Source organism: Chondromyces crocatus (assembly GCF_001189295.1).
GTDB classification, from domain to species: Bacteria; Myxococcota_A; Polyangia; order Polyangiales; family Polyangiaceae; genus Chondromyces; species Chondromyces crocatus.
The window spans coordinates 2404102-2430275 of sequence record NZ_CP012159.1; the positions used below are offsets into that span (position 1 = coordinate 2404102).

The following is a 26174-nucleotide window of genomic DNA, read 5'->3' on the forward strand; positions in this document are numbered from 1 at the left end:
CATCTCGACGGCGGCACCTCGTGCGGGGACTGACGGCGCCACGTCGGGATCCGGGCCGGATCGTGCGGACGGGGCATCAAAAGGCTTTGATATCCATGAGTTGCGTGGCGTGTCAGGGTAGGCTTGGATCGTGCATGAGGGGAGTGCCGCACGGTCATGTCCAGGAGCACCGGTACGTTGACGCGAATGGATGGTCGTGAGACGCCCGTAGGTACGCGCTTCTTGCGCCGAGGGCGGAACCCACGTTGCGGCGAACGCGAGCTGAGATCGAGGTGGATGTAGTGAAGACAACGCTCCGAACGATGGTGCTGGCAGCTGCCGGCGTGCTGGGCACAGCGGCCGTCGCGCATGCCCAGCAACCGGCGCCACCTGCGCCTCCGCCAGCCCCCGCCCCCACGACACCCTCTGCTCCTGGTGCGGCTCCCGCAGCGCCCGTGGCGGGTGGGTCCCTGTCGCTCGGCCTCTCCGGGTCGGGAGCCGCGGGGTCTGCCAGTGCGACCGGCTCGGTCGGCGCGCAGGCTGCGCCCGGTGCGGCTGGGGCACAGCAGCCTCCGCAGCCCGATCAGCCGAACCCGCCCGTGGAGACGCCGCCTGCCACCGAGGAGGTGACTCCGCCGGCCCCCGCCGCGCCGGCTCAGCCCGACGCGCCAGGCGCAGCGGCTCCGGTCGTGGAAGAGGCACCTGCAGCTCCGCCGGCCCCCAACCGCTGGGCCGGTACGCTGATCAACTGGAACCAGAGCGCGACGACGACGATCTTCGGCGTGGGCGCCGACGTGATCGGCCGCGAGTCGGAGAACTACCTCTGGGCGTTCTCGTTCGTGCCCGGCTACATGATCCACCGCGATCCGGTGAACCAGCTTCGCGTGAGCAGCGTGATGACGCTGCGCTGGGATCTGACCGACAACAACTTCTCCGCGCGAGAGCGCGACGTCGACGTCAATGACATCCCGCTGCGCTTGACCTACACGCGCACGCTGTACTCTGGCGGTGGTGGGACGGGCGCGGCGTCGGCAGGTGCCGCTGCGGCGCGCGATCCGACGCTGGCCGGCGGTGGTGAGTACAAGACGTGGGGTATCGTCAGCGGTGGCATCGATCTGCCGACCTCGCGGTGGAGCCGCTACCAGGGGCGCTACATGACCACGTCGCTCGGCGCGGGCGCTCGCCAGATGGTGAAGCTGCTCGGCAGCGATGCGGACGGGTTGAACAACATCTTCTTCACCCTGAGCGGGACCTGGCAGCACCAGTTCAACCGTGCGTCGACGGCGACTTACTCGGATCTGAACATCCCGCGGCAGACGGCAGGCGGGACGACGGGTATCTCCGATCAGCTCACCGGTGGCGCGCTCGTCCAGGATCAGATCATCACCAGCTTCTCGTTCTTCATGCCGATCTACGGCAACCTGCAGCTGAACGGTCTGGCCCAGCTCTGGAGCCAGTTCCCGTCGAGGTTCGAGTCGTCGGGCTGCGAGGCCCAGACGCTCACGGGTTGCGTGACGGGCTCACGGATGGAGAACCGGACGAGCCTCCGCGCGCTGACGATGTTCGACGTGAGCCTCGCGTACCAGGTGCTGCCCGAGCTGCTGGTGGACATCGGGTACAACAACACCGCGTTCCAGATCGGTGAGGACGGGCAGCGGCGCAATGTCTTCTACAGCCCGATCGGCTCGACGTTCTACGCCGACGTCACCGTCACCCTGGATCAGCTCTACAAGCGCTTCGCCTCGAAGCCGGCTCAGCCGAAGGTGGGACGGGTGGCGCGCTAGCAGCAGTCGCCCCCTGACGGGCGCTGCTGTCGGAGCAGCGCTCGGTCGAGGGGCGTCGAGCGCTGCTGCTGGTTCTCCTCCGCCCTCTCGTCCTTTCGCTTTCAGTCCAGGCTTCTGGCTCCGGGTTCGGGCGTGTTCCGAACAGGGGGCTTCGTCCGATTTCAGCGGCCGGTGAGCGGGACCGTCTGGCGCAGCTCGATCTTGAAGGGGGTGGCACCTCGACCTTTGCGGACGCCGGCGGCCATGCGGTGCCGTGTCGAAGGGCTCCAGAGAGCGAACTGCCAGCTCTCCGGATCGTCGACGAGCTGTAGATCGAAGGAGATCTCGATGTCGTCACGGGCGCGCATCGGGCGGGTCTCGGCCGCGAGCCCTTCGCTTCCGAGGTGGAACGAGAACTGATCGAGGGGCAGGGAGAGGCCCATGCCACGCGCCTTGATGTACGACTCTTTCAGCGTCCAGTAGTCGAAGAAGCGATCACGCTGGCGTTCCGCGGGCTGCGCGCGCAGCTCGCGCACCTCGTGCGGAGAGAAGAATCGATCGGCGACGTCGACGGTGCTGGAGGGGCGATCCACGAACTCCACGTCCACGCCGACCTCGTGATCGAGGGTGACGAGGCAAGCGATGAGACCCTCGGTGTGGGACAGGTTGAAGCGTAGCCGCGCGTTCCCTGTGGGGGCCGCGATCTCCGGGCGTCCTTTGTCGCCTGCCACGAACCGCCAGTCGCGTGGGTCCACGGGGGCGTACCTGGAGAGGGTGGTGCGTACCAGCGCACGCGTGACCAGATGCTCGTGCCGGCCTTTGGGGAAGTAAAAGCGGGCTTGTCGCTCTGCCTCCTCGGGGGTCATCAGGTCGCGGTAGGCGGCGAGGAGGCCTGGATCCTGGATTTCCTCGTGGAAGACGTACCAGAGGTGCGCGACGCCGGGCGGGATCTCGAGCAGGGAGGACATCGGGCTTCGTCCGGGGACAGGGGGAGTGGTGGTCACGCGCCACGCCGGGCCGGGGGCCCGGGGAGGATCTCTCGCAGGCAGTCATCGGCGCGGAGCGTCGGGGGACGCTGGCGAGGATAACCGAAGGAGACCTCCTCGAAGCGAACACCGTCCACCCAGTCGGTGCGAGGGATGTGCAGGTGGCCCGTGACGACCACGCCTGCACCGAAGCGCAGGTGCCAGTCATGGGTCTTGCGCGTGCCGCACCAGATCGAGAAGCGGGGGATCCATCGCAGGCGCACCAGGTCTTCGCGCAGCGGGAAGTGGTTGATGAGCACCTTGGGGAGTGGGGGCGCTGCGGCCAGGCGCGCTGCGGTGGCGTCGACGCGGGCGTGGCACCAGGCGGTGCGGCTCGGGTAGGGGCGCGGGTCGAGCAGCATCTCGTCCGAGCAGAGCAGCCCGCTCTCCATGGCCCAGGCCACCGCGTCCTGCTCGGCCACGTGCGCGGGCCGGAAGCTGTAGTCGTAGAGGAGGAAGAGGGGGGCGATCAGGTGCGGTTCGCCCTCACCAGTCCAGGTCACATACGGGTCTTCCGGGGTGATCACGCCGGCGCCCCGGCATAGCTCGACGAGGCGCAGGTAGCGCTCTTCGCCCCGTGGAGACGCGGTGTCGTCCGGATGAACGTAGAGCTCGTGGTTGCCCGGGACCCAGACGAGCTGCTGGAAGCGAGGTCCGAGGGTGTCGAGGACCCAGCGCAGGTGCTCCTCGGTCTCGCCGAGATCGCCTCCCAGGATGAGCCAGTCGTCAGGGCGCGGGGTGAGTTCGCCGAGGACCTCGCGGTTGCGGGGGTGGCCGACGTGCAGGTCACTGAGGGCGAGAAGCTTCATCCAGACTCACTGTGCCATGCAGGCCAGCACCTCGGCGCAGGGATGGCGAGCGGCGCACTCCCGCTTGAAGGCTTGCGGTTTCTTCTGGCATTCGAGGAACGGGTCGCCGGGCGTGGCGCGGTCGGTGGCGATCTGGCAGGCGCTCAGGCGCGCGCACGCGGCGATCGTGTCCTGTGCGCGGGGGAGGTTGCCCTCGTGGCCATCCAGGCGGAACGCGGCGACGGGCGAGGCTCCGATGCCTTGCACCGGGCCGCAGATGGGTTGAGGGCGGCTGGATCGGACGATGGCCTTGTACATGGCGGCGAGCTGGTTGCACGTGGCGCCGTCGCTGCAACGGGCGACCAGCGCATAGGCGCTGCCGTACTCGTAAGGCGCGAGCGAGACTTCTCCGGGTGAGGTGGGAGGGCCGGGGTGGACGACCCGGAACTGCTGGTTCGCGAGCAGCGCTTGTCGGGAGATGGCCCAGTCGTAGTTGGCGCCGACGCTCTTGGGCGCAGACGTGAGGATCACCGAGGCCGAAGCGCAGTTGTCGGGGATCGCCTTGATCGCCGAGAGATCGTACCCCTTCGCGGGAGGCGCGGCGGCTGCGGTCGCCGCTGGCGCTGCCGTCGTCGTCGGCGCCAGGGTCCCTCCGGCCGCAGCCGTCGTGCCCGTGACCGCACCCGACGTCCCCGACGCGCGTGGCGTCTGCGTCCCTTCCTGCTTCGTCGCAGGCGACGTCTCCGCGCTCTCCTGACCCTGACATCCACCGCAGACCACTGCGAAGAGCGCGATTCCGAGCGTCGCTATCCTGTCCATGCCGTCCCTCCTTGCACCCGGAGGAGAGCCATCGCCGCGGGCCAGGGGGGTGTCAATGCGCTGCCTCTGCCGCAGGGTCGGACGACATCACAGCGCCGTGCCACTCATCGCCTGAGCCAGCGCTCGATCGACGGAGCCAGGGCTGAAGCCGACGAGGATCTGACCGCGCACGTCGAGGATCGGGATGCTGCCGCCACGGCGATTCACCTTGGCGAGCTTCTCCTGCATCTCGGCTGCGGCCGCCGGGGTCTTCTCGATGTCTTTTTCGACCACGGTCACGCCCTTGCGGCGAAGGTAGTCGGCGGCATCGTGGCAGGGCCTGCACCACGAGGCGCCGTAGATGATCACCGTCACGCCCTGCACCCCCGCGCCTGGTTGCACAGGGGCAGCGCCGGCCTGGGGTCCGGCGCTCGCTCGCGGGGGCGGCGAGGGAGGGGGAGGGGGCGCGAGCGCCGCGAGGTGGGCGGCGCGGCGCTTCTCGAGGAGGCCTTCCCACTCCCGCCGCGCCATGGTCTTCACCACGTAGCTGCCGCTCTCGCCCTTCTGGGTCAGATCGGCGACGTAGAACGTGTCGCGCGTGCCTTCCTCCCGGTCGGAAAGGATCACGCGCACCATCGGCTTTCCTTCGGCGGGCACGTCGGCCGGCTTCATGGTGACGTGGGTCTCGCCCTTGTCGTCGACCCAGGTGAGCAGGAGGTTCGGCGTGTCGTCCTGCAGCTCGATCTTCGGCAGCTCGGTCACGAGCGGCCGCGGAGACGTCCCGTCGTCCACCTTCTCGCTGCAGCCCAGGGTCCCCAGGCATGCCCCGAGCAAGAGCGAGATGGGCCACCCCCGACGAGAACTCACCCCGCACCTCCCGACGTGCCGAGTTCCTCGCTGAGCGCCATCCACTCCGTCATTGCGGCGTCGACACGTCGGCTGAGCGCCTGCTCTTCGGACGCCTTCTTCGCCAGCTTCGCCCAGTCTCCACCTGGATCCTGCTTCAGTTCTTCGCGCAGCACCGCCAGGTCCGCCTCGCCCGTGGCGATCTGGGTCTCCAGCTCCTTGACCCGCTTGCGCTTGCGCTCCAGCGACCGGGCTGCTGCCTTGTCGGCCTCGAAGGCGCGCTTCCGGGCGGCGGGATCGTCGGGAGCTGGCTGCGCTGCGGCGGGACTGGGGCGTGTCGAGCTGCTCCGTCGCACGGCGCGTCCGCTCTTCGACTCGGGTCCTCGCCGCGCCGCTTCTTTCTCCTCGCGCTCTTGCTGCTCGGCCTCCGCCTCGGCGGCGGCGCGCCGATCGAGCGCCTCGATCCAGTCCTTGTAGCCACCCGGGTAGAGATCGACCTGCCCGTCGCGCACCGCCATGATCCGGGTCGTCACCCGCTCGAGGAAGCGTCGATCGTGGGACACGAGAACCACCGTCCCCTCGAACCCCACCAGCGCCTCTTCGAGGATCTCCGCTGCGGGGATGTCGAGGTGGTTGGTCGGCTCGTCGAGGAACAGCAGGTTGCGCGGCTCGAGGAGCAGCTTGCCGAGGGCGAGCCGGCTGCGCTCGCCACCCGAGAAACCCTGCACCCGGCGGAGCGCGTCGTCGCCGTAGAAGCGGAACCGCGCCAGGTACTGCCGCGCCACGTCCACGTTCATGTCGGGTCGCACGCTCCGGATCTCCTCGACCGCCGACTTGCCGGGGTCCAGGGAGCCGAGGTGCTGATCGAAGTAGCCCTCGTTCAGGTTCGTGCCACGCCGGACCTCCCCTTGATCCTCGGGGCCGCCTTGCCCGGCGAGGATCTTGAGCAGGGTGGTCTTGCCCGTGCCGTTCGGTCCGACGAGGCCCAGGCGGTCCCCGCGGCGGAGCAGCATCTCCACCCCCGAGAAGAGCTGCCGCCCGCCTCGCGACGCGGCGACGTCGCGCACGTCGAGTACGATGTCCCCGGTGCGCGCTGCCGGCGCGAAGCGGAAGCTCACCTTCTCGGCGAGCGCCCACACGTCCTCGGGGCGGTCGAGCACGTCGAGCTTCTCCAGCATCTTGCGCCGGCTCTGTGCCTGCTTGGTCTTCTGGCCCGCGATGTTGCGGCGGATGAAGTCCTCGGTCTTGGAGATCATGTCCTGCTGCCGCTCGACCAGCTCCCGCTCGCGGGCGAGGTCTTCCTCGCGGGCCACGGCGTAGTCGCTGTACTTGAGGGGGTAGGTCCGGAAGCTCTTCGTGCCGAGTTCCATGGTGTGCGGACAGACCGCATCCATGAACGCGCGGTCGTGGCTCACGATGAGCATGGCGCTGTTCATCGCCACGAGATGCCGCTCCAGCCAGGCGATGGTCTCGATGTCCAGGTGGTTGGTCGGCTCGTCGAGCAAGAGCAGGTCCGGCTCCAGCGCGAGCACCACGCCGAGCTGGAGCCTGCCGCGCTCGCCGCCGGAGAGGCTTCCGACGGGCCGGTCCATGTCCTTCGGGCCGAACCCCAGGTGGCCGGCGATGATCTCCACGCGGCGCTCCAGATCGTCGCCCCCGGACAGGTGGTAGCGATCGGTGAGATCCGAAAGGCGCGCGAGGTCTGCCTCGCTACCGCTCGCTGCTGCGTGCTGGGCCTCGGTGAGCGCGTGGCGCAAGGCGAGCGCGTCGGCGAAGCCGGAGAGGAAGGCTTCCATCACCGTGCCCTCGGCCGTCAGCTCGTGCGACTGCCGGAAGAACGCGACCCGGACCCCCTTCCGGAGGACGACCGAGCCCTCGTCCGGGGGCATTTCCCGGCCGACCAGCCGCATCAGCGTGGACTTTCCGGCGCCGTTCGGGGCGACCAGGGCAGCGCGCTGGCCCTGTTCGAGAGAGAAGGTGATGCCCTGGAAAAGACGTCGCGCGCCGTATCCGAAGCCGAGATCAGCCACCTGCAAGACGGTCATGGCGGCGCAGTTCTAGCATGGCGTGCGTGGAGGCAAAGCGTCGGCCCGCAGCGCCGCCAGCCGTTCCGCGGCCTCTGCCATCCTCCGCGCTTCGCCGGCGCGGCGCGCCCTCCAGAGCAGGTTGTGCGGGGTGACCGTGGGGGCGACGAAGGGGACCACCGTCGTCTCGTAGCCAGCCGCTTCCAGCCGCAGCGTCCGCTCGGCGTCGATCAGGCCCATCACCAGGCGACGCCGCACCTCCGCGTGCCGCGGCACACCGAGGGCGTCGAGCCGCGCTTCGGCCGTCGCCGAGAAGGGGACCGCGCCCGCGTAACAGCAGGGGACGAGGAAGAGCCAGCGCGCCTGCGCTCGAACCGCGGCGTCCAGCACCCGGTCGGACGCCTCGCCGCAGGCGTGCAGTGCCGTCACGACGTCGGGATCGGCGGGCCAGAGCGCGTGATCGCCAACATCTCCTTGTCGCACCGACACCGCCGGCCGGCCCGCGAGCTTCGGGATCGCGGACTCGCAGGCAGAGACCCGGGAAGCGTCCCGCTCTATCAGCACGACCTCTCTCGCCTCCAGCAGCTCCGCCGCGAGCAGGCCGACGTACGCCTTGCCCGCCGCCGCATCGACCAGCAACCGCCGACGGCCGGCGCGGGCGACTTCCCCGAGGAGCGCCGCCACCTCGACCGACTTCTTTCGGTCCTCCTTGCGGAGCGCCGTGCCTTCCGCGGCGATGAAGATCTCCTGGAGCCGGGCCTCCACGGTGGCCGGTGTGATGCGGGGAGGGCTGGATGTCATGGGCGGGGTCGCTGCCTGGACCGCCGGGCCCGTGGACGTCGGGCCACGCTCCAGCGGGAGATGGGCAGGATGCGCCGACCCGAGCGCGCCTGTCCAGGTGAGGGCGCCGAGCAGAGGGAGGGGAGGGCCCGGCGCTCGATACCAGCGATGATGATGGCGGAATCGGGGGCGCCCTGCTTCACGCGCGGCGAACTTCGTGAGCTTGACTCCCATGGGTCCTGGTGGCCGAAGCATGGCCGAGTCCCCGGGGTCCGGAGCAGAGGGAGAGCCTTCGTGAACCAAGAGCAGCCGGCGTCCGATACCCGCCCGCCGAGCGCCGTGTCGACGACCGCGACCTCCGCCCGAGCCCAGGTCGCGCTGGCCATCGTCGCCGTCATCGCGCTCGCACTCTGGGTGCTCGGCGCCCTCTCCAGCATCTTCCTCCTGGTCTTCGCCAGCGCGCTCCTGGCCGTCTTCCTCACCACGCTGCGGGGATGGATCAGCCGTCACACGCCCCTCTCCGAGACGATCTCGCTCGCTCTCGTCCTGCTCCTCCTCGCGGGCATCCTCGGCCTGGGGAGCTGGCTGCTCGCGTCCACCATCGCCGCGCAGGTCGAGGAACTCGCCGAGCGCCTCCCCAAGGCGACCGCGCGCCTCGGCGAGTACCTCGAGCGCTACACCTGGGGCCGTGAGCTGCTCGCCAACACCCCCGACTGGAACCTGCTCCGCTCCCGGCGGGTGCTGGAAGGCGCGACCCAGGTCGTCTCGACGACGATCGGAGCGGCCACGAGCTTCCTCGTGTTCCTCGTGCTCGGCATCTTCTTCGCGTTCGAGCCGGAACTCTACCGGCGTGGCCTCCTGCGCCTCTTTCCGCTGCGAAGGCGGGCCCGCGCGGCCGAGGTGTTCGACGAGCTCGGTCATGTCCTCGGCCGCTGGCTCCTCGGCAAGCTGGTCGGCATGACGGCCGTCGGCGTCGCCTTGTGGGTGGGGCTCATGCTCCTCGGCAACCCTCTCGCCCTCACCCTCGCGCTGCTCGCGGGGGTGATGAACTTCGTCCCGTACATCGGGCCGCTGCTCTCGATGATCCCCGCCGTCTTGCTCGCGCTGCTCGAAGGGCCGAGCCACGCCGGTTACGTCGTCGTGCTCTACCTCGTGGTGCAGAACCTGGAGGGGTACGTGCTCACGCCCCTCATCGAAAAGAAGACGGTCTCGCTCCCGCCCGCCCTCACCCTGTCCGGCCAGCTCGTCATGGGGCTCCTGTTCGGTGGCCTCGGCGTCGTGCTCGCCACACCGTTCTCGGCGGTCCTGGTCACCCTCACTCGGCGCGTCTACGTCCAGGACCTGCTGGGGGACGAGTCGGTCGACGAGCCAGCGCCAGCGCCCCTGCCAGGCATCCCTGAAGCGACCTCGATCCGCGAGGGGTGACCATGGCTGGTGTCCAGCGTTCACCCGCCCCTGGCGTTGCGGTGGACACGGGCCGGGCGAACCCGCCGGGGGTACGCTTCCGGACCTCCCCGCACCGAGAGCAGGCATGACCGCGCGCATCGAAGACTACGCCCTCATCGGAGACACCCAGAGCGCTGCCCTCGTCGGTCGCGACGGCTCCATCGACTGGCTCTGCCTTCCCCGCTTCGACTCCGACGCTTGCTTCGCCGCCTTGCTCGGAGACGAGCGCCATGGCCGCTGGAAGATCGCCCCCCGCGACGCCGCTCACCGCGTCACACGCCGCTATCGTCCGGGGACCCTGGTGCTCGAGACGCTCTTCGAGACGGAGCACGGGACGGCGCGCCTCGTCGACTGCATGCCGCCTCGCCAGCGTGATCCGGACCTGCTCCGGGTGGTCGAGGGCGTCTCCGGCACCGTCGTCCTGGCCATGGAGCTGAAGATCCGCTTCGGCTATGGCGCGACCCTCCCCTGGATCCGTCGTCAGGGCGCCAGCCTCACCGCGCTCGCGGGCCCCGACGCGCTCTCGTTGTATCTGGGGCGGGCAGGCATCACCGTCACCTTCGATGACGCGGACGAGGCCGTTTTGCGTGCGGAGTTCACCCTTTCCGCAGGGGACCAGGTGCAGCTCGTCCTCGTGTGGCACCCGTCGACCGAGCCTCCTCCCGCGGAACTCGACCCGCTCGCCGAGCTCTCCGCGACCGAGGCCTGGTGGTCCGAGTGGTCGGCGCAGTGCACCTACCGGGGCGAGTGGCGCGAGCACGTACTCCGCTCCTTGCTCACGCTCAAAGCCCTCACCTTCCTCCCGAGTGGCGGCATCGTCGCCGCCGCAACCACCTCGCTCCCCGAGCGGATCGGCGGCGTGCGCAACTGGGACTACCGCTTCTGCTGGTTGAGGGACGCCACCTTCACCCTGCTCGCCCTCATGGAATCCGGCTACTACACCGAGGCCGAGGCCTGGTGTGCGTGGCTCCTGCGCGCCGTGGCGGGCCACCCGGCACAGTTCCAGATCATGTACGGCGTGCTGGGCGAGCGGCGCCTCACCGAGATCGAACTCCCCTGGCTCCCCGGTTACGAAGGATCGTCCCCGGTCCGCATCGGCAACGCCGCGGTCGACCAGTTTCAGCTCGACGTCTTCGGCGAGGTGATGAACTGCATCCACCACGCCCGCCGCTCGGGCATCCAGCTCGACAGCGAGGCCTGGGCCCTCCAGTGCGCCCTCCTCGAACACCTCGAGCACCGCTGGCAGGAGCCTGACGAAGGCATCTGGGAGGTCCGGGGGCCTCGACGCCACTTCACCCACTCCAAGGTCATGGCCTGGGTCGCGTTCGATCGCGCCATCCGCGACGCGCAGAGCTACGGCCTCCCGGGGCCCGTGGAGCGCTGGCAGGAGCTGCGCGCGCAGATCCACGCCGAGGTCTGCGCGCAAGGCTACGATCCGCGCGCCTGCACGTTCACCCAGTTCTATGGAACGGATGCCCTCGACGCGAGCTTGCTGATGATCCCCCTCGTGGGCTTTCTCCCTGCAAACGACCCGCGGGTCGTGGGCACGGTCGACGCCATCCAGCGCGGGCTCACCGACGACACCGGCCTCACTTTGCGCTACCTGCCCGCGCAGGAGACGGACGGCCTGCCTCCGGGAGAGGGGGCCTTCCTCGCGTGCACCGCCTGGCTGGCGGACTGTCTCTCGCTCCTGGGTCGACAGGACGAGGCACGCGGGCTCTTCGAGCGCCTGCTCTCGTTCCAGAACGACGTCGGCCTGCTCAGCGAGGAGTACGACGTGAGGCACCAGCGCTTCCTGGGCAACTTCCCTCAAGCGCTGACCCACACCGCCCTGGTGAACACGGCCCGGATCCTGTCTCGGCCTCACTCCGCCGTCGCGATCTGCGGCGGTCGTTGACCCGCGTCAGCGCGCCTTCTTCGGCGTCTGTGCGCGGACTGCCCCCTTCTTTCCTGCAGGCGCTCGCCGAGCCTTCGCATCGCGCTCGACGTCGCCACGCTTTCCGGTGCCCTGCTGGCTCGTCGCCTCTTCCGGGCGGCCTGCGTCCGTCGCCTTCTCCTTGCCGCTCAGGAACGCCATCGCCTTCGTCACCTGCGCATCGGTCACCGTGTGTCCGGCCCGCGGTGCGCCCAGCGACGCCGAGGGCCACTTCAGCCGTTTCAGCAGGCTCGCGAGCGCCTGCTGATCACGGTGTGCCTTGTCCTTCCCACCCCAGGCCACGAAGATCGGTGCCCGCTGCTTCGTCCGCTGCCCTGCGAGTTCCAGGTACTTCGCGCCCGACCCGCCGGCGAACACCGCGTACCCGTCCACCGGCAGCTTGCCTCGCAGCGCCAGCGAGGTCGCGTAGTAGGCCCCGTTCGAGAACCCGAAGACGAAGACCCGCTCGAACCGACGCCCATCGCGCTGCTCCAGCGTCGCGCGCGCAGCATCCCACTGCGCGATCAGCGCATCCTCGTGGGCCTTCTGCATCGCGTCGGCCGTGGGCCAGGCCCACCACGACTCCATCCCCTTCGGCCCGATCCCTTGCCGCCCGTGGGGCATCAGCACCGTTGCCCCGTAGCGCGCCCCGATCCGTGCTGCGCCCCGCTGCTGCGCCCACTGCCAGCCCGAGTTCGGCGAGATCACCCCGTGCAGCGAGATCACCAGCGTGCGCGGACCCGAGGCCTCCCGCGTGGGAGAGAACACGCACACCTCGTCCGCGAGCTCCTCCAGCTCGGGCGCGCACCATCGCGCCGCCGCGTCGGTAGGGTTCGCGGTCGTGTCTGCGGGGCTCACGGGATCGCCTGGACTGGAGGAGGTCGTGGCGGTGGAGGCAGCCGTCGGCTCGACGTCACGCTCCTCGGATGAGGGCAGCTCATCCTCGCTGCCCCACGCGCTCCCGGGAGCCCAGAGCCCCGTCACGACTGCAACGAACGCCGCTCTGGCTACCCGCGAAGCCTCCGCCATCGCCCCGTCGTAGCACGCTCCTCCCGCGGGAGGCGCTTCGTGTGTTCGACTACTTTTCCTCGCTGGGAACCGACTCGCCCCACGCACCGCCGAACGCGAAGTCGGAGAGCGGCTTGCGCTGACGCGGCGCCAGCTCCCGCTGCTTCAGATCCTCGGGCAGCGTCTCCGGATCGCCTGGATGACCGAGAGCGATCGCCGCGACCGCCTCGTGCCCTGCGGGGATCCGCAGCACCTCGCGCGCCTTGGCAGCGTCGAAGCCCGCCATCTGGTGCACCCGCAGCCCCACCGCGGTCGCCTCCACCGTCAGCAACGCGGTCGCTTGACCCACATCGTACCAGGCGTGCTGGTTCACCTTCTCGCCCTTCACGAAATGCGTGCGTGCCACCGAGATCATCAGCACGGCCGCGTGCTTCGCCCACACCTGGTTCTTCTCGACCAGGCAGCTCAGCAGCCGCGCGAAGGCTTCCGTGTCCTCACGGCGGGCGACGACGTAGGACCAGGGCTGTTCGTTGGCGCACGAAGGAGACCATCGCGCAGCCTCCAGCAGCGAGAGCAATTGCTCGGTCGACACCGACTCGGGTCCGAAGGCGCGGGGGCTGAAGCGCCGTACCAGCAGCTCGTGGATGGGATGGTCGGTCAGCGCGGGATTCTCCATGCATGGCCATGTAGCACGCGCGCATGGAGGGGGGTGAAGCGTGGACCTCGACTCACTGCTGGTCGCGCGACGCGCTCTGGTCCTCCCGGCTCTCGATGGGCGGCGGCGGTGGTGGCGGTGGTGGGGCAGCCACCGGTCCGAGGGCGGCAGACCCCCAGACGAAGGCACGCAGCAACGACCTCAGCACGTCGAGCAAGCGACGGACGATGCTCCGCCTTGCCCTCGCGCGAGCGCGACGCATGAAACGAGACATGGTTCTCTCCTGGCGATGTGAGCGAGCGAAAGCGCGACGTTCGCGTCCCGTCTCAGCGCAGGAGCACGCAGTTGTGCAGGTAGAGATCTTCGCCGATCGTGTCGGCACACCGCGGAGATGAGCGCTGCGGTACTTCGCCCGGGTCCGTGACCCTCGTAGCGCGGGTTGGAGCGCTCCACGTCGCTTCGATGCGCGACACCTTCGTCGCCACCTCATGAGCCGTCGTGCGGGTCGCGGACTCGTGGGTGGCGCTGGAGGCCTGCGCGACGAGGACCACCGTGTCCATCGCGCCGCGCCCAGGAGCGAAGGGCGCGGTGAGGAGCGTCAGCGTCAGGCAGGCGAGCAACACGCGAAGCGCGCGCAACAGCTGCCGGGACGAGGGACGCATCGGAGGTCACTTTAAGGCGCGAAATCGCGCACGCAACGCACCGTCGCGAAACGGCGCGCACACCCTGTATCGGGGAAATCCCGGCATCTTCTCGGCGCGGCGTGAACGAGAGCGGGGCGATACTCGTGAAACAATCTCGAAAACTGAACTAAGGTGCGGAAGAGTCTGGCTTTCGAGGGCTCCGCTTCCGAGTCGCTTGCCCTGACGCGCGGTGGAGAGAGCGCGTCCGAACTGGAACGTCAACGCTCAGGTGGTCTGTGAAACGTTCGATCTGGCCGGAGGCCGCGTGATCCTGGCTCTTCTCGCGCTGCTTCCCTTTCTGGGCGCCCCTGTGGCGGCCCTCATGATCCGTGCAGGCCGGAATGCATGCGCGGTCTCTGCTGGGCTCGTCGTCACGGCGGCGCTTGCCCTCCTGGGCTCGCTCACGCCCCGCGTGCTCGCTGGAGAGGTCGTCCGAGAGCGCTTCGCGTGGGTCCCCTCCCTGGGCCTTCACGCGAGCTTCTTCCTCGATCCTCTGGGCCTCGTCCTGGCAGGACTGGTCCTCGGCATCGGCCTGCTGATCGTCGTCTACGCGAGGTTCTACCTGGCGAAGGACGACCCGATGGGTCGCTTCTACGGCTTCCTGCTCCTGTTCCAGGGCGCGATGGTGGGCATCGCGCTCTCGAACAACGTCCTCCTGCTCCTGATCTTCTGGGAGCTGACCAGCCTCTCGTCGTTCCTGCTGATCGGCTACTGGCGTCACCAGGCCGAAGCGCGACGGGGCGCGCGGATGGCGCTCACCATCACCGGCGCCGGCGGGCTCTCGCTGATCGGCGGCCTGATCCTTCTCGGCAACATCGCCGGCTCGTTCGAACTCACCGACATCCTTCAGCGCAAGGAGGCGATCCAGGCGTCCCCGCTCTATCTCCCCGCGCTCCTCCTGATCCTCGGCGGCTGCTTCACCAAATCGGCGCAGTTCCCGTTCCATTTCTGGCTACCGCAGGCCATGGCCGCCCCCACGCCGGTCAGTGCCTACCTGCACTCCGCCACCATGGTGAAGGCAGGCATCTTCCTCATGGCGCGCCTCTGGCCCGTGCTCGCCGGCACCGACGCCTGGTTCTACATCGTCGCCACCACCGGCCTCGTGACCATGCTCTTCGGCGCGGTGACCGCGCTGTTCAAGGACGACCTCAAGGGCCTCCTCGCCTACTCCACGATCAGCCACCTCGGCATGCTGACCATGCTCTTCGGCTTCGGTACCCCGATGGCCGCCGTGGTCGGCGTGTTCCACCTCATCAACCACGCCACGTTCAAGGCCGCGCTGTTCATGAACGCCGGCATCGTCGACCACGAGACCGGCACCCGTGATTTGAAGCGCCTCGGCGGCCTTGCGTCGATCATGCCCATCTCTGCCACCCTGGGCGTGCTCGCTGCGGCCTCCATGGCGGGCCTGCCACCCTTGAACGGCTTCCTCTCCAAGGAGATGATGCTCGAAGAGGCGGCCCACACCCCCTGGCTCGGGCAGGCCTGGCTGGTCCCCGCGATCGCCACCCTCGCCGCCACCCTCTCGGTCGCCTACGCGCTCCGCTACATCGTCCACACCTACTTCGGCCCCAGGCGGAGTGACGACCTCGGCGCCCCTCACGACCCGCCGTTCGGCCTGTGGGCCCCCTCGGCGCTCCTCGTGGTCCTGGTGATCCTCATCGGCCTGTTCCCCGCCACGGTGGCCGGGCCCCTGGTGCGCGCGACCTCCACCGCCGTCATCGGCGCCGAGCCTCCCGAGGTCGCGCTGAGCCTGTGGCATGGGTTCACCCCGGCGCTCGGCATGAGCGTCGTCGCCGTGATTGGCGGCAGTTCGCTGCTGGCCGTGCATTTCAGGGCCGGCTCTCTCTGGCAGCGCCTCGGCCTTCCGGAGGCCGCCGCCGGGTTCGAGGCGGTCGTCGTCGCCGCCGTGAAGGGCAGCCGCAAGCTGACCGTGGCCCTCCACAACGGCTCGCTCCAGCGCTACCTCGCCTTCTTCATCGGCACCGCGATCGTGCTCGGTTTCGCTGGCTTCTGGGGCGTGACCCACGAGGGCGGCACGCGACCCACGCTCCCCGTCCGCGCCCTCACCGTCGTCGGCTGGCTCGTCCTGCTCGTCTGCACCGGCGCCGTGCTCGTCCTGCACCGCAGCCGCTACGCCCCCCTGCTCTTCATGGGGGTGATCAGCATGGTGATCGCGCTCGGCTTCGTCTTCCTCTCTGCGCCCGATCTCGCCCTCACGCAGGTCTCGGTCGACGTCGTGACCATCCTGCTCATGCTGCTCGCGCTCAACCTCCTCCCCAAGGAGACCCCGCGCGAGAGCTCCGTCCCTCGGCGCGTCCGCGACGCGGTGCTCGCCGTTCTGGGAGGCGTCGGCATGGGCGCCGCCGCCTGGTCGGTGATGACCCGCGAGCACCACCCCATCTCCGATTTCTACTGGAAGAACGCTCTTCCCAAGGGTGGCGGCACCAACGTCGTCAACGTCATCCTCGTCGACTTCCGCGGCTTCGACACCTTCGGCGAGATCACCGTGCTCGGCATCGCCGCGCTCACCATCTTCGCCCTCCTCGAGACCGCCAACCGCGGCCAGGCGGGCCGCCGCCTCTCTCGCTGGCGACCGGCGCGCGACCTTTCACCCGAGCGCTATCCTCTCGTGCTCGTGATGGCGACGCGCCTCTTGCTCCCGCTCGCCGTGCTCACCGCCGTGTTCGTCTTCCTCCGAGGCCACAACAGCCCCGGAGGAGGCTTCATCGCCGGCCTGGTCATCTCCCTCGCCGTCCTCATGCAATACCTCGCTTCCGGCTTCAAATGGGCGGACCTCCGCGTCCGACCCGATCACCACGCCCTCATCGGCTGGGGCGTGCTCGTCGCTGCGCTGACGGGCCTCGGCGCACTCGTCTTCGACGTCCCCTTCCTGACCAGCGCCTTCGGCCACTTCGAGGTACCCGTCCTCGGCGAGCTCGAGCTGTCCACCGCCATGGTCTTCGACATCGGCGTCAGCCTGGCCGTCGTCGGCGCCGTCATGCTCGCCCTGGCCCAGCTCGCCGCCGCATCCAAGCGGGCCAAGCAATGGGCGGCCAAGAACGAAGAAGAGGAGGCCCGCGCCAGCCAGGTCAGGCTCTCCAGCGTGACCGATCCCGGAGGCCCCGAGAGCCGCACCAGCCGGGCCCGATTCTCCAGGATGACCGACCCCGGAGGTGCGGAATGAGCCTCGAATTCCTGGTCGCCACGGCCATCGGCGTCTTTACCTCGGCGGGCATCTACCTGCTCCTCCGCGGCCGCACCTTCGACCTCGTGCTCGGCCTCGCCTTCCTGTCCTACGCCATCAACGTCTTCCTGTTCGCCATGGGCGGCCTCATCGTCGACCGTCCCCCCATCTTCGACGCAGCAGCCACCGAGTACGCCGACCCCGTGCCCCAGGCGCTCGTCCTGACGGCCATCGTCATCGCCTTTGCCATGACCGCGCTGGTGCTCGTCCTCGCCCTGCGCACCTTCCTCGAGACCGGCACCGACCAGGTCGACGGCGAAGCCGACGCATCGACGAGGCATTCTTCATGAACCACCTGCTCATCGCGCCGCTGACCCTGCCGGCGCTCGTCGCCTCCTTGATCCTCCTGGTCATGCGCCGGCGCCACCTCCGCCTCGCGCGCCTCGTCTCCCTGGGCGCCTGCATGACCTGGGTCGTCCTCGGCGCAGCCCTCACCGCCCGCGCATCGAGCGGCGACATCGCGACCTACGCCCTCGGCAACTGGGCTGCCCCCTTCGGCATCCTCCTCGTCCTCGACCGCCTCTCGGCCATGATGGTGCTCCTCACCGCCATCCTGTCCCTCGCGGTGCTCGCGTACGCCACCTCCTCCGATCTCGATCGCAGAGGCTGGCACTTCCACCCCCTGTTCCACTTCCAGATCCTCGGCCTGAACGGCGCCTTTCTCACGGGCGACCTGTTCAACCTGTTCGTGTTCTTCGAGATGCTGCTCATCGCGTCCTACGGCCTCATGCTGCACGGCCAGGGCGCCGCGCGGCTCAAGGGCGGCGTGCAGTACGTGGTGATCAACCTCGCCGGTTCCACCCTCTTCCTCGTGGCCGTCGGCATCCTCTACGGCGTCACGGGGACCCTCAACATGGCCGACATGGCCATCCGGGTGGCCGGAGCCCCCCCTGCCGACCAGGGCCTGATGCGCGCCGGCGCGCTCCTGCTCATCGCCGTCTTCGCCCTCAAGGCCGCGCTCGTCCCGCTCCACTTCTGGCTCCCACGCACCTACGCCAGCACCTCCGCCCCGGTCGCCGCCCTCTTCGCGATCATGACCAAGGTCGGCGCTTACTCCATCATCCGCACCACCATCCTGATCTTCGGCGCCGACGCGGGAGAGTCCGCCTGGGCCCCCGCCGCCTGGATGCTCCCTGCCGCCCTGCTCACCCTCGCCCTCGGCTTCATCGGCGTGCTCGCCGCCCGCAACCTGCGCGACCTCGCCGCCTTCGCCGTCGTCGGATCCATGGGCACCCTGCTCTCCGCCACCTCCGTCTTCCAGCCGGCGGCCATCACCGCCGCGCTCTACTACACCCTGCACTCCACCCTCGCTGGCGCTGCCCTCTTCCTCACCGTCGACCTCATCGCCAGGCGCCGCGGCGACTACGGCGACGCCCTCACCCCGAGCCCTCGCTTCCCCCAGATCGAGCTCCTCTCGGTCTTCTTCTTCCTCTCCGCCATCGCCCTCGTCGGCCTGCCACCGCTCTCGGGCTTCCTCGGCAAGCTGATGATCCTCAATGGCGTCCGCGAGAGCGCCAGCGCCCCCTGGATCTGGGCCTGCATTCTCAGCACCACCGTCCTCGCTCTCCTCGGCTTCGCCCGTGCGGGAAGCCTCCTCTTCTGGGAGAGCGCGGCCGTCGGCACCGACATCCACGCCAAGGTCCCCCCGCACCCCATCCTCACCCTCGTCGGCGCTGCGGCGCCCCTCGCAGGCCTGATCGCCCTCACGGTCTTCGCTGGCCCCGTCACCACCTACCTGACCGCGGCCACCGAGCAGCTCTTCGACTCGGCTGCCTACGTCACTGCCGTCCTGGGACCCCGATGAATACGCCCCCGAACACCACCGAGCGCTCCCTCCTGGGCCGGCTCTTCCCCCACCCGGTGATGTCCGTGCTTCTGGCGAGCGTGTGGCTGCTGCTGATCAACAAACTCTCGATGGCGAACGTCGTCTTCGCGCTCGTCGCCGGCGCCATCATCCCGTTCGTCACCCGCCGTTTCTGGCCGGACCGACCCAGGATCCGGCTCAACTGGACCCTCGTCCACTACTTCGGCGTCGTCGTGTGGGACATCGTCATCGCCAACTTCCAGATCGCGTGGCTGGTCCTCTTCCGCCACAACCGCGACCTCCGCTCCCACTGGCTCGTCATCCCCCTCGATCTCGACGACCCCGAGGCCGTCTCCATGCTCGCCGCCACGCTCTGCCTCGCCCCAGGCACCGTCTCCAGCGACCTCGCCGCCGACCGCCGCGCCCTCCTCCTCCACGCCATCGACGTGGCGGATCCCGCCGCGGAGATCGCCCGCATCAAGTCCCGCTACGAGGCCCCCCTCAAGAGGATCTTCGCATGATCCCGTACGCCCTCGGCTTCGCCTTCGTCTGTGTCGGCCTCGCGATGACCCTGAACGTCTACCGCATGGTCAAGGGCCCCACGAACGTCGACCGCATCCTCGCGCTCGACACCATCACCATCAACGCCATCGCGTTGATCATCCTGTTCGGCATCCGGGAGACCAACGCCACCTACTTCGAGGTGGCGCTCCTGCTCGCCATCTTCGGCTTCGTGGGCACGGTGGCCTACTGCAAGTTCCTCCTTCGCGGGGACATCGTGGAGTGATGCGATGAAGTTGCTCGCCGAGACCGTGATCTCCGTGCTGCTCGTGATGGGCGGCTTCTTCGCCCTGATGGGTTCGTGGGGGCTCGCCAAGCTCCCCTCCTTGATGACGCGCATCCACGGCCCCGCCAAGGCCACCACGCTCGGTGTGGGCGGTTGCCTGGTGGCGTCGATGGTCTACTTCCCGACCTACGCCGGCCTCTACTCGGCGCACGAACTGCTGATCACGCTGTTCCTCTTCCTGACGGCGCCGGTATCGGCGCACATGATCGCGAAGACCCACCTCCACTGCCAGGGCCGGGACATCGATCCGAACCCCTCGTCAGAGCAGCACGAGGTGCTCCCCCCGACGGGGCGCGACGTCGACTGGGCGACCTTCCACGACCCGACGAAGAAGGGCGAGCCAGAGGCACCGCAGTCGATGCCGTTCATCTGAGCGAGCCCAGCGCAGGGCAGCCCCCCACCGCCTGGGGCTCCCCGCGCGATGGTCGCCCCTCCTTCCCCCGCCTCGGCAAGCTCACCAGCAGCGTTCCCGTCTGCTCGCATGACACGACGCAGCGCGTGTCGTCAGATTCATTTGCAGCGTCGCAATCGTGACAGCCGCCCATTGCGAGAAGAGCAGGCCGAGACGAAGCGGCGCCATTCTCGTTCGAACCGAGACCGACAGAAAAGAATCGGCGCAGTGCCTGTGCAGAGCCCTTGGGGAGCGGCGCAACGCGCACCAAGAGATCTCCCGGTGCCGACGTGCCTCTCCCCTCGTGGAGCTGGCGCCGGGGTGCCTTGCACAGGAGCAGGTCATGAAGAACCGACTTATGTCATACGGAGCAGCATTGCTCTCGCTCGGATCGGTAGGGCTGCTCGGCGTGGGGTGTGCGCTTCAAGCGGACGAAGGCGTGGACGACTCCCTCGTCGACGAATCGATCGCGACGGCACCTGACGCCATGGTGACCCCCGAGGCGGATCCTGGCTCCACGGACGCCACGATCACCGATGATTCGTCGACAGACAGCGATCAGTCCGCAGGCTGCGACGACATGAGCACCGACGGGACGGCTGACCTCGATGGTCGCGGCGGCCCTGGCGGCCCTGGCGGGCCCGGCGGTCCTGGCGGTCCTGGCGGCCCAGGCGGGCCCGGACACGGCGGCCCTGGCGGCCCCGGCGGACCCGGACACGGCGGCCCTGGCGGCCCCGGCGGACCCGGACACGGCGGCCCTGGCGGACCCGGACACGGCGGCGGCGGCTGGGGACCTGGCGGCTGGGGACCCCCTCGCGCTTGCTTCACCGATGGTTGCTTCCGAGCGTACGAGTATTGCCGCTGTGACGGTGGCCGGTGGAGAGATCGAAGCGGCATCTGCGCCTTCGACCGCCGCACGGGCTGCACGTACTGCGCTTGCGGCCGCTGAACGTACTCATCCAGGCTGAGCGCGCCCTCGTCGCGCTCATGCCATCCTCTGTAACCTCGGGCGAATCTTCTGGTTTCATGGCATCCCCCCATGAGCCCTCGAGCCCCTGCCCGCGCGCAGTTCCCTGCCGGACTTCTCGCGCTCGCGCTGCTCCACCCGGCCGCAGCGTGGGCGCACTGGCCTCACCCCCAGGGCGGACAGGTTCGTGGGCCTCGCCCAGCTCGGCCTCTTCCAGAGCAGCGCCCGCGACTTTGGCGGCGCCGTGCAGCTCGGCCTCGCCTACACGCGCGCCGACGAACGCTTCGTGGGCCTCCTTCAGCTCTCCCTGGCGCGGAACGAGGCGGTCACCTTCCTCGGCCCCTTGCAGATCTCCGCGATGAACCACGCCGCGACCTTCATGGGCGGCCTCCAGCTCGGCCTGGTCAACAACGTCCGTGTCGAGGACCCTGCGGCCGCAGACGTCAGGTTCGTCGGCCTCGCTCAGATCGGTCTGCTCAACGAAGTCACCCGCGGCCCGCTGATGGGCATCGGCCAGTTCGGCATCCTGAGCTACGTCGGTGGTCACCTCTATGGGTTCGGGCAGCTCGGATTCATCAACGCCGCCGACTCCTTTCACGGCGTGCTCCAGGCCGGATTCGCCAACGTCGTGACGAACGGCTCCTTCGACGGGTTCGGCCAGTTTGGCGTGGGAAACTTCGTCGACCAGCATTTCAACGGCTTCCTGCAAACCGCCCTGATCTTCAATGGCGCAACGAGAGCGTTTCGCGGGGTCGCGCAGATCAGCGCGCTCGTGAACCTCGTCACCAGGGAGCTCGCTGGCGCATCGATCGGCATCGTGAACAAAACGGAACAGACCACCGGCCTCCAGGCAGGACTCGTGAACCTGACGGGGAAGCTGCGCGGCGTGCAGCTCGGGCTGGTGAACATCTCCGACGACGGGGGGCTACCCTTCGCGCCAGTGCTCAACGTGGGCCTCTGAAGCCCGCGAAAGCCTCGCTCTACTTGCCTGACCGAACCGACACCGACGGTACCGACACCGACCGTTCAGCCAGACCGAGCGACCGACCCTTCAGGATACGTAGACGCCGACCTGTCGAGCCGTGTCGCCTGGCCGTGTCCCTCGGCTCTCGGCATCACCCGCGCTTTCCCCCTCGAACCTGGCCAGTTCCCGTCTCTCTGGTCGGCATGGTCCGGCCGGTTTCGGGGTTCTTCACCGAGGATTCCCTCGCCTCCAGGTGCCTCGGGTCCGTCGGAAAAGCAGTCGACGCCTTGAAGCGCGCGATCTCTCGCCTCGAACCTCGAGAAACTTCGGGTTGGGATGGACGATAGCGACTCTCATTCGATCCCTCCCACCGACGAAAAGAATCTCGGTTCCACTCGTGACCAGCCACTTAGGTTCGAGCGAGGGCAGTGCAAAACACTCTGTGATGGCGATGCTGTCTACCTCGCCGAGGTGGGGGGGGCATCGAAATCAGTAGAGAGGAGTACGTCATGAAGAAGATTCTACCTGGTGGTATCGCTCTGCTGTCGATCGCGTCGGCTGGGTTGCTCGGGCTGGGCTGCACGGTGCAGGCCGACGAGGGCACCGACGACGAGGCCATGCTCTACGGAGACGAGGAGATCGCTGCTCAGGACGAGGCCGTCGTCGACGAAGACCAGGCCCTCGCTGCGGATGACGAGGAGACCGCCGAGGCATCTGCCGCGCTCGAGGATGAACAAGCTGCCGAGAAGGGTGGTGATCTCGAGCACGGCGGGTTCCGTGGCGGGTACGGTGGGTTCCACGGCGGGTACGGTGGGTTCCACGGCGGGTACGGTGGGTTCCGTGGCGGGTACGGCGGGTTCTACGGACCGGGCTACGGTGGTGGCTACGGCGGCCGCGGGTTCTACGGACCGGGCTACGGTGGTGGCTACGGCGGCCGCGGGTTCTACGGACCGGGCTACGGTGGGTTCTACGGCGGCGCCTGCTGCCGGTAACCTCTCGCGGTAGACGGCTTCCGGGAGACCCGCTCTCCCGGAGACCGCCTCGTCTCTCCCCCCCGACTCCGCGATGGCGCGGCGCCGTCAGCCACGGCGACCGCGCCTCGTTTCAACCCGCATCAATGCAGAGAGAATGCGCTGGACTGCGGCGCGATCCCCGATGCTCTCAATAGCAGAGGTGATTGTCGTGCCAGGTGTGCGGATCACCCGGCTCGATGATCTGCGTGCACGTCCTGCCATCGATGGGACCCGCAGACGACCACACCAGGTTGAGCGGGCTGTTGTTCGGCACGCACAGGTAGTTGTCGTGCCACGTGTGAGCCGCGGGCTCCGAGCCCTCGTGGATCTGCGTGCAGCGCATTCCCGCGATCGGCCCGGCATAGCTCCACTGGAACCCGTAGTTGACCGTCGAGCAGAGGTAGTTGTCGTTCCAGTGATGCGGATCCGCAGGCTCGTTGATCAGCGTGCAGAAGCGTCCCGCCATGGGACCCGACCAGGACCACCCGATCGTCTTCTGCCCATAGATCGCCTGCGCTCCGCTGATGTCGTCGTGGTGCAGCTCCCGCCGGGGACCCGTATAGGCGGCGTACATCACCGCATTCGTGTCGGCCGAGTGATTGAGCCCGATCGTGTGACCGAACTCGTGCAACGCCACCGACCAGAGATCGATCCCGGTCCCGTTCTGCGTCCAGTTCTCTGCCTCGTCGAAATGAGTCCCCCCGTGGCTCGGGTAGAACGCATGGGCCAGCACCCCGTACGGCCCATCGAACGGATGACCGTCACCGTGATCGCCGTGATAGAAGCCGATCCGCACATCGGTCGTCCCGCCCGCCTTCGTGAAGCTCAGCGGCGTCACCGCGGCCCACCGGTTGAACGCCTGGCGGATGTCCGACTCCGTGTTCGCCGCGGGAAGATCCGTCGTGTGGTTCGCGAAGGAATACGTCAGCGCGTTCTTGTTCCACTTGAGGCCCGAGAGCACGTAGTTCGACACCCCGTCCTGCACATTGAACGGATGCGGACCGGCATAGTAATCAGGGAAGCCACACCGCGGCTTCGCCATCAGCGCCAGCGTCTCCGCATTGACCGTTCCGTCACTCGGGAGCCCGTGGGCGAGCTGGTACAGCGTCAGCGCCCGCTCGAGCGTCTCGTCGAAGACCTCGGGGTCGGTGAGCTCCTGGTCGAACACCGGCTTCCAGCCGATGAACTCGTGCAGCTCGGCATTGGGGAAGTAGCCGAACGCCTTCAGGTAGCCATAAAGCGTGCGGACCTCAGGCCCTCGGTCTCCCAGGTGGAGAGGCTCCACATCGACCCGCGCCTCGTCCCCTTCCTCGACACCGGGCCCCTCGACGACCTCCGCCGGTCCTTCCTCATTTTCCCCGCCGACCGCGCAGCCGACCATCGCGACCGCTCCGCTCACCAGCGCGGCAAGGAACCACCCCACGTGACGACCTCGTAGCCTCATCGACATGCATGACCTCATTGCTGGATGACGCGCCCCCAGAGAACACCGCGCGCAGAAAGGCCCAAGCTCGCCTTCCCCGTCGCGAGGCGCCCGACGCGCTGGTGATGGTTATCACCATGTCTCGCTCACGGGTGAGCAAATGATGGAGCGTCAAAGCATTGGCGCGTCATCGCCCTTTTCGCACGACAGTGTGCTTCAAAGGCAAACGTCGAGGAGAATGTTCACGAAACGAGCGCCTCGTCTTGCCGAAATCGTGGGTCGGAGTCCGAGACGTGCGGACGTGGGCTGACGATGCCCGACGTCGGCCGACATGCGCATGCAGGCACATGGCCGTGTTCATCACGCGACGTGTCGCGCTCGTTGTCGATGTCGTGTCTGCTGACGATTTTCTCGGTATGGAGCTGGGCTGCCGAACGCGGCGTGGTGCGCGGCAGCCCAGCGGCCTGCGATTACTCGATCACGTGGTACGCCCGATCCTCCTTGTGGAACTTCGTCCTCCGAGCGACCGGCATGTCGCGCGACTGGTCCCACACCTCGATCTGATCACCGACCTGCCCGATGTAGATCGCCGCATGATTCCCCGTGGGATTGCTCGGGTAGTTCCCGTGCGCATCCCAGCCGCAGGCGATGGCGGTCCCGGCCTGGATGCTCAGGTTGCCGACGACCCGCTCGCCCTTCTTCCAGGCCCTCGTCCACGGCGCATGGGCGGCGTGCTTCACGAACGCCACACACTCCTTGCTCTCACCGACCCACTTCCCCTCGTGTACTTCCGGCGTTCTCGCAATGTAGGCCATCGTCGCTTCTCCTCTTGCTCTCGAGGACCCGGCGACCCGAGCCCTCTTTCGCGGCGCCAGCGTTTCACTCTGTCCCGGCAGATGCGACGGTTTTCCATCGTGCCACCGCCGCTTTCGGAGCGAAGCGCCCAGCTCCAGCGCCGGATTCCAGTGACGTGCGACCGACCCGTGAACACGAGCGTGGCAATGCAATGCGTCAGCGCGCCGAACCGAACCGACGAGACCCGGACGGCATCGACGTCACCGCGCCGGCGTCTCGGCTGAACCGGACGATCTCGGACCTGCGTCGAGGGCGGAGACCCCCCGTTTCAGGCGTCTTCGAGAGGCAAAAAAAGATCGCTCCCCTGTCGATCTCACAGCGCCTCGCTCGTCTGGGTACTAGAGCGACGCTGCTCGCCCTTTCGAGAGCCGGGAACCCGGCGCTCGGCGAGACGCGCCTCCGTGGGCCCGACAGGCCTTCACCGGAACCGCAGCCAAGGACAAGGAACATGAAAAGGACAAGCGACACCATCACGACGTGCCTCTCTGCCTGTCTGGGGCTCTTCGTGGCCGCCTGTGCTGGGTCGGACAGCGACCCTGGCACGGACCCAGACAAGGAAGACGTGGCCTACGACGAGATGTCCTTCGGCGAGCGCGCTGCGTACATGGACGCCGTCGTCCTCCCGCACATGAAGGAGATCTTCGTCGCCTTCGACGCCAAGTTCGAGCGCATGGAGTGCAAGACCTGTCACGGCAGCGGCGCAGCAAACGGCACCTTCGCCATGCCGAGCGCCGAGGTGCCTCCGCTTCCCCCGCCGGAGGAGTTCGAAGCGTACCTGGAGGACCCGGAGCACCTGCGCTGGACCCAGTTCATGGCCGACCAGGTCTGGCCCGAGATGGCCAAGCTCCTCGAGCAGCCGACGTACGATCCAGAGACCAACCCGGAAGGCTTCTCCTGTTCCAACTGTCACACCATCAAATCAGGCGTCAACTGAGGGGGTCTACCCCCCGCGC

Annotated in this window: 24 protein-coding genes; 13 read left to right on the forward strand and 11 right to left on the reverse strand. The window is 68.4% G+C overall.

The features are described 5' to 3' along the window. Positions 1 to 281: 281 nt before the first annotated feature. Positions 282 to 1763, forward strand: coding sequence for a hypothetical protein (locus tag CMC5_RS44120; RefSeq protein ID WP_156338376.1), 1482 nt, complete (start codon positions 282 to 284; stop codon positions 1761 to 1763). A 161-nt stretch (positions 1764 to 1924) separates the two neighbouring features. Here the strand turns inward: CMC5_RS44120 and CMC5_RS44125 are convergent, their stop codons facing one another. From CMC5_RS44125 to CMC5_RS44130, 6 genes are all read right to left on the reverse strand, one after another. Then, positions 1925 to 2710, reverse strand: coding sequence for a 4'-phosphopantetheinyl transferase family protein (locus CMC5_RS44125; protein ID WP_063796243.1), 786 nt, complete (start codon positions 2708 to 2710; stop codon positions 1925 to 1927). 32 nt (positions 2711 to 2742) lie between these two features. Then, on the reverse strand, positions 2743 to 3576 hold the full coding sequence (locus CMC5_RS08915; protein WP_050429995.1) for a metallophosphoesterase family protein: 834 nt from the start codon (positions 3574 to 3576) through the stop codon (positions 2743 to 2745). Positions 3577 to 3582: 6 nt separating this feature from the next. Next, the gene (locus tag CMC5_RS08920; RefSeq protein ID WP_050429996.1) at positions 3583 to 4374 is read right to left on the reverse strand and encodes a hypothetical protein; all 792 of its coding nucleotides are present in this window, start codon (positions 4372 to 4374) and stop codon (positions 3583 to 3585) included. Positions 4375 to 4461: 87 nt separating this feature from the next. Continuing rightward, the gene (locus CMC5_RS08925; protein WP_245678365.1) at positions 4462 to 5220 is read right to left on the reverse strand and encodes a glutaredoxin family protein; all 759 of its coding nucleotides are present in this window, start codon (positions 5218 to 5220) and stop codon (positions 4462 to 4464) included. Then, positions 5217 to 7244: an ABC-F family ATP-binding cassette domain-containing protein gene (locus CMC5_RS08930; RefSeq protein ID WP_050429997.1), complete on the reverse strand. Its 2028-nt coding sequence runs from the start codon at positions 7242 to 7244 to the stop codon at positions 5217 to 5219. Before CMC5_RS08930 ends, CMC5_RS08925 begins: the two co-directional genes overlap by 4 nt. A gap of 12 nt (positions 7245 to 7256) precedes the next feature. Continuing rightward, on the reverse strand, positions 7257 to 8237 hold the full coding sequence (locus tag CMC5_RS44130) for a methyltransferase (RefSeq protein WP_050429998.1): 981 nt from the start codon (positions 8235 to 8237) through the stop codon (positions 7257 to 7259). A 60-nt stretch (positions 8238 to 8297) separates the two neighbouring features. Here CMC5_RS44130 and CMC5_RS42220 point away from each other — a divergent pair, with 60 nt between their 5' ends. Both CMC5_RS42220 and CMC5_RS08945 read left to right on the forward strand, forming a co-directional pair. Beyond that, entirely contained in the window at positions 8298 to 9428 is a 1131-nt protein-coding gene (locus CMC5_RS42220) for an AI-2E family transporter (RefSeq protein WP_050429999.1), read from the forward strand. Positions 9429 to 9534: 106 nt separating this feature from the next. Further along, positions 9535 to 11346: a glycoside hydrolase family 15 protein gene (locus CMC5_RS08945; protein WP_063796244.1), complete on the forward strand. Its 1812-nt coding sequence runs from the start codon at positions 9535 to 9537 to the stop codon at positions 11344 to 11346. A 6-nt stretch (positions 11347 to 11352) separates the two neighbouring features. Here the strand turns inward: CMC5_RS08945 and CMC5_RS44135 are convergent, their stop codons facing one another. The 3 genes from CMC5_RS44135 to CMC5_RS08960 form a co-directional block, all read right to left on the reverse strand. Beyond that, positions 11353 to 12393, reverse strand: coding sequence for an alpha/beta hydrolase (locus CMC5_RS44135; RefSeq protein WP_063796245.1), 1041 nt, complete (start codon positions 12391 to 12393; stop codon positions 11353 to 11355). Positions 12394 to 12442: 49 nt separating this feature from the next. Then, complete coding sequence (locus CMC5_RS08955; RefSeq protein ID WP_050430001.1) at positions 12443 to 13048, reverse strand: nitroreductase family protein; 606 nt, start codon at positions 13046 to 13048, stop codon at positions 12443 to 12445. 305 nt (positions 13049 to 13353) lie between these two features. Then, positions 13354 to 13689, reverse strand: a complete 336-nt coding sequence (locus CMC5_RS08960; protein ID WP_050430002.1) for a hypothetical protein — start codon at positions 13687 to 13689, stop codon at positions 13354 to 13356. Positions 13690 to 13975: 286 nt separating this feature from the next. On the opposite strand from CMC5_RS08960, the gene CMC5_RS08965 reads away from it, so the two are divergent. The 9 genes from CMC5_RS08965 (at position 13976) to CMC5_RS46430 (ending at position 22922) form a co-directional block, all read left to right on the forward strand. Further along, the gene (locus CMC5_RS08965) at positions 13976 to 16897 is read left to right on the forward strand and encodes a monovalent cation/H+ antiporter subunit A (protein ID WP_082363423.1); all 2922 of its coding nucleotides are present in this window, start codon (positions 13976 to 13978) and stop codon (positions 16895 to 16897) included. After that, on the forward strand, positions 16894 to 17247 hold the full coding sequence (locus CMC5_RS08970) for a Na+/H+ antiporter subunit C (protein WP_050430003.1): 354 nt from the start codon (positions 16894 to 16896) through the stop codon (positions 17245 to 17247). Before CMC5_RS08965 ends, CMC5_RS08970 begins: the two co-directional genes overlap by 4 nt. Next, positions 17244 to 18761, forward strand: a complete 1518-nt coding sequence (locus CMC5_RS08975; RefSeq protein ID WP_050430004.1) for a monovalent cation/H+ antiporter subunit D — start codon at positions 17244 to 17246, stop codon at positions 18759 to 18761. The genes CMC5_RS08970 and CMC5_RS08975 overlap by 4 nt, the downstream gene beginning before the upstream one ends. After that, positions 18758 to 19282: a Na+/H+ antiporter subunit E gene (locus CMC5_RS08980; RefSeq protein WP_050430005.1), complete on the forward strand. Its 525-nt coding sequence runs from the start codon at positions 18758 to 18760 to the stop codon at positions 19280 to 19282. The genes CMC5_RS08975 and CMC5_RS08980 overlap by 4 nt, the downstream gene beginning before the upstream one ends. Continuing rightward, positions 19279 to 19548, forward strand: a complete 270-nt coding sequence (locus CMC5_RS08985) for a K+/H+ antiporter subunit F (RefSeq protein WP_050430006.1) — start codon at positions 19279 to 19281, stop codon at positions 19546 to 19548. Before CMC5_RS08980 ends, CMC5_RS08985 begins: the two co-directional genes overlap by 4 nt. A 4-nt stretch (positions 19549 to 19552) precedes the next feature. Further along, entirely contained in the window at positions 19553 to 19981 is a 429-nt protein-coding gene (locus tag CMC5_RS08990) for a Na+/H+ antiporter subunit G (RefSeq protein WP_050430007.1), read from the forward strand. A gap of 361 nt (positions 19982 to 20342) precedes the next feature. Continuing rightward, positions 20343 to 20948 (forward strand): hypothetical protein, encoded by a 606-nt coding sequence (locus CMC5_RS46425; protein WP_179955516.1) that lies wholly within the window; start codon positions 20343 to 20345, stop codon positions 20946 to 20948. Positions 20949 to 21153: 205 nt separating this feature from the next. Next, the gene (locus tag CMC5_RS09000; protein ID WP_050430009.1) at positions 21154 to 21927 is read left to right on the forward strand and encodes an LA_2272 family surface repeat-containing protein; all 774 of its coding nucleotides are present in this window, start codon (positions 21154 to 21156) and stop codon (positions 21925 to 21927) included. 512 nt (positions 21928 to 22439) lie between these two features. After that, a complete protein-coding gene (locus CMC5_RS46430; RefSeq protein WP_179955517.1) occupies positions 22440 to 22922 on the forward strand; it encodes a hypothetical protein in 483 nt (160 codons plus the stop codon). A 169-nt stretch (positions 22923 to 23091) separates the two neighbouring features. On the opposite strand, the gene CMC5_RS09010 is transcribed toward CMC5_RS46430, so the two are convergent. Together CMC5_RS09010 and CMC5_RS09015 are read right to left on the reverse strand one after the other, a co-directional pair. Then, positions 23092 to 24393: a matrixin family metalloprotease gene (locus tag CMC5_RS09010; RefSeq protein WP_156338380.1), complete on the reverse strand. Its 1302-nt coding sequence runs from the start codon at positions 24391 to 24393 to the stop codon at positions 23092 to 23094. Positions 24394 to 24836: 443 nt separating this feature from the next. Continuing rightward, positions 24837 to 25181: a BPSL0067 family protein gene (locus tag CMC5_RS09015; protein WP_050430011.1), complete on the reverse strand. Its 345-nt coding sequence runs from the start codon at positions 25179 to 25181 to the stop codon at positions 24837 to 24839. A gap of 488 nt (positions 25182 to 25669) precedes the next feature. Here CMC5_RS09015 and CMC5_RS09020 point away from each other — a divergent pair, with 488 nt between their 5' ends. Then, on the forward strand, positions 25670 to 26155 hold the full coding sequence (locus CMC5_RS09020; RefSeq protein ID WP_050430013.1) for a hypothetical protein: 486 nt from the start codon (positions 25670 to 25672) through the stop codon (positions 26153 to 26155). Positions 26156 to 26174 lie beyond the last annotated feature (19 nt).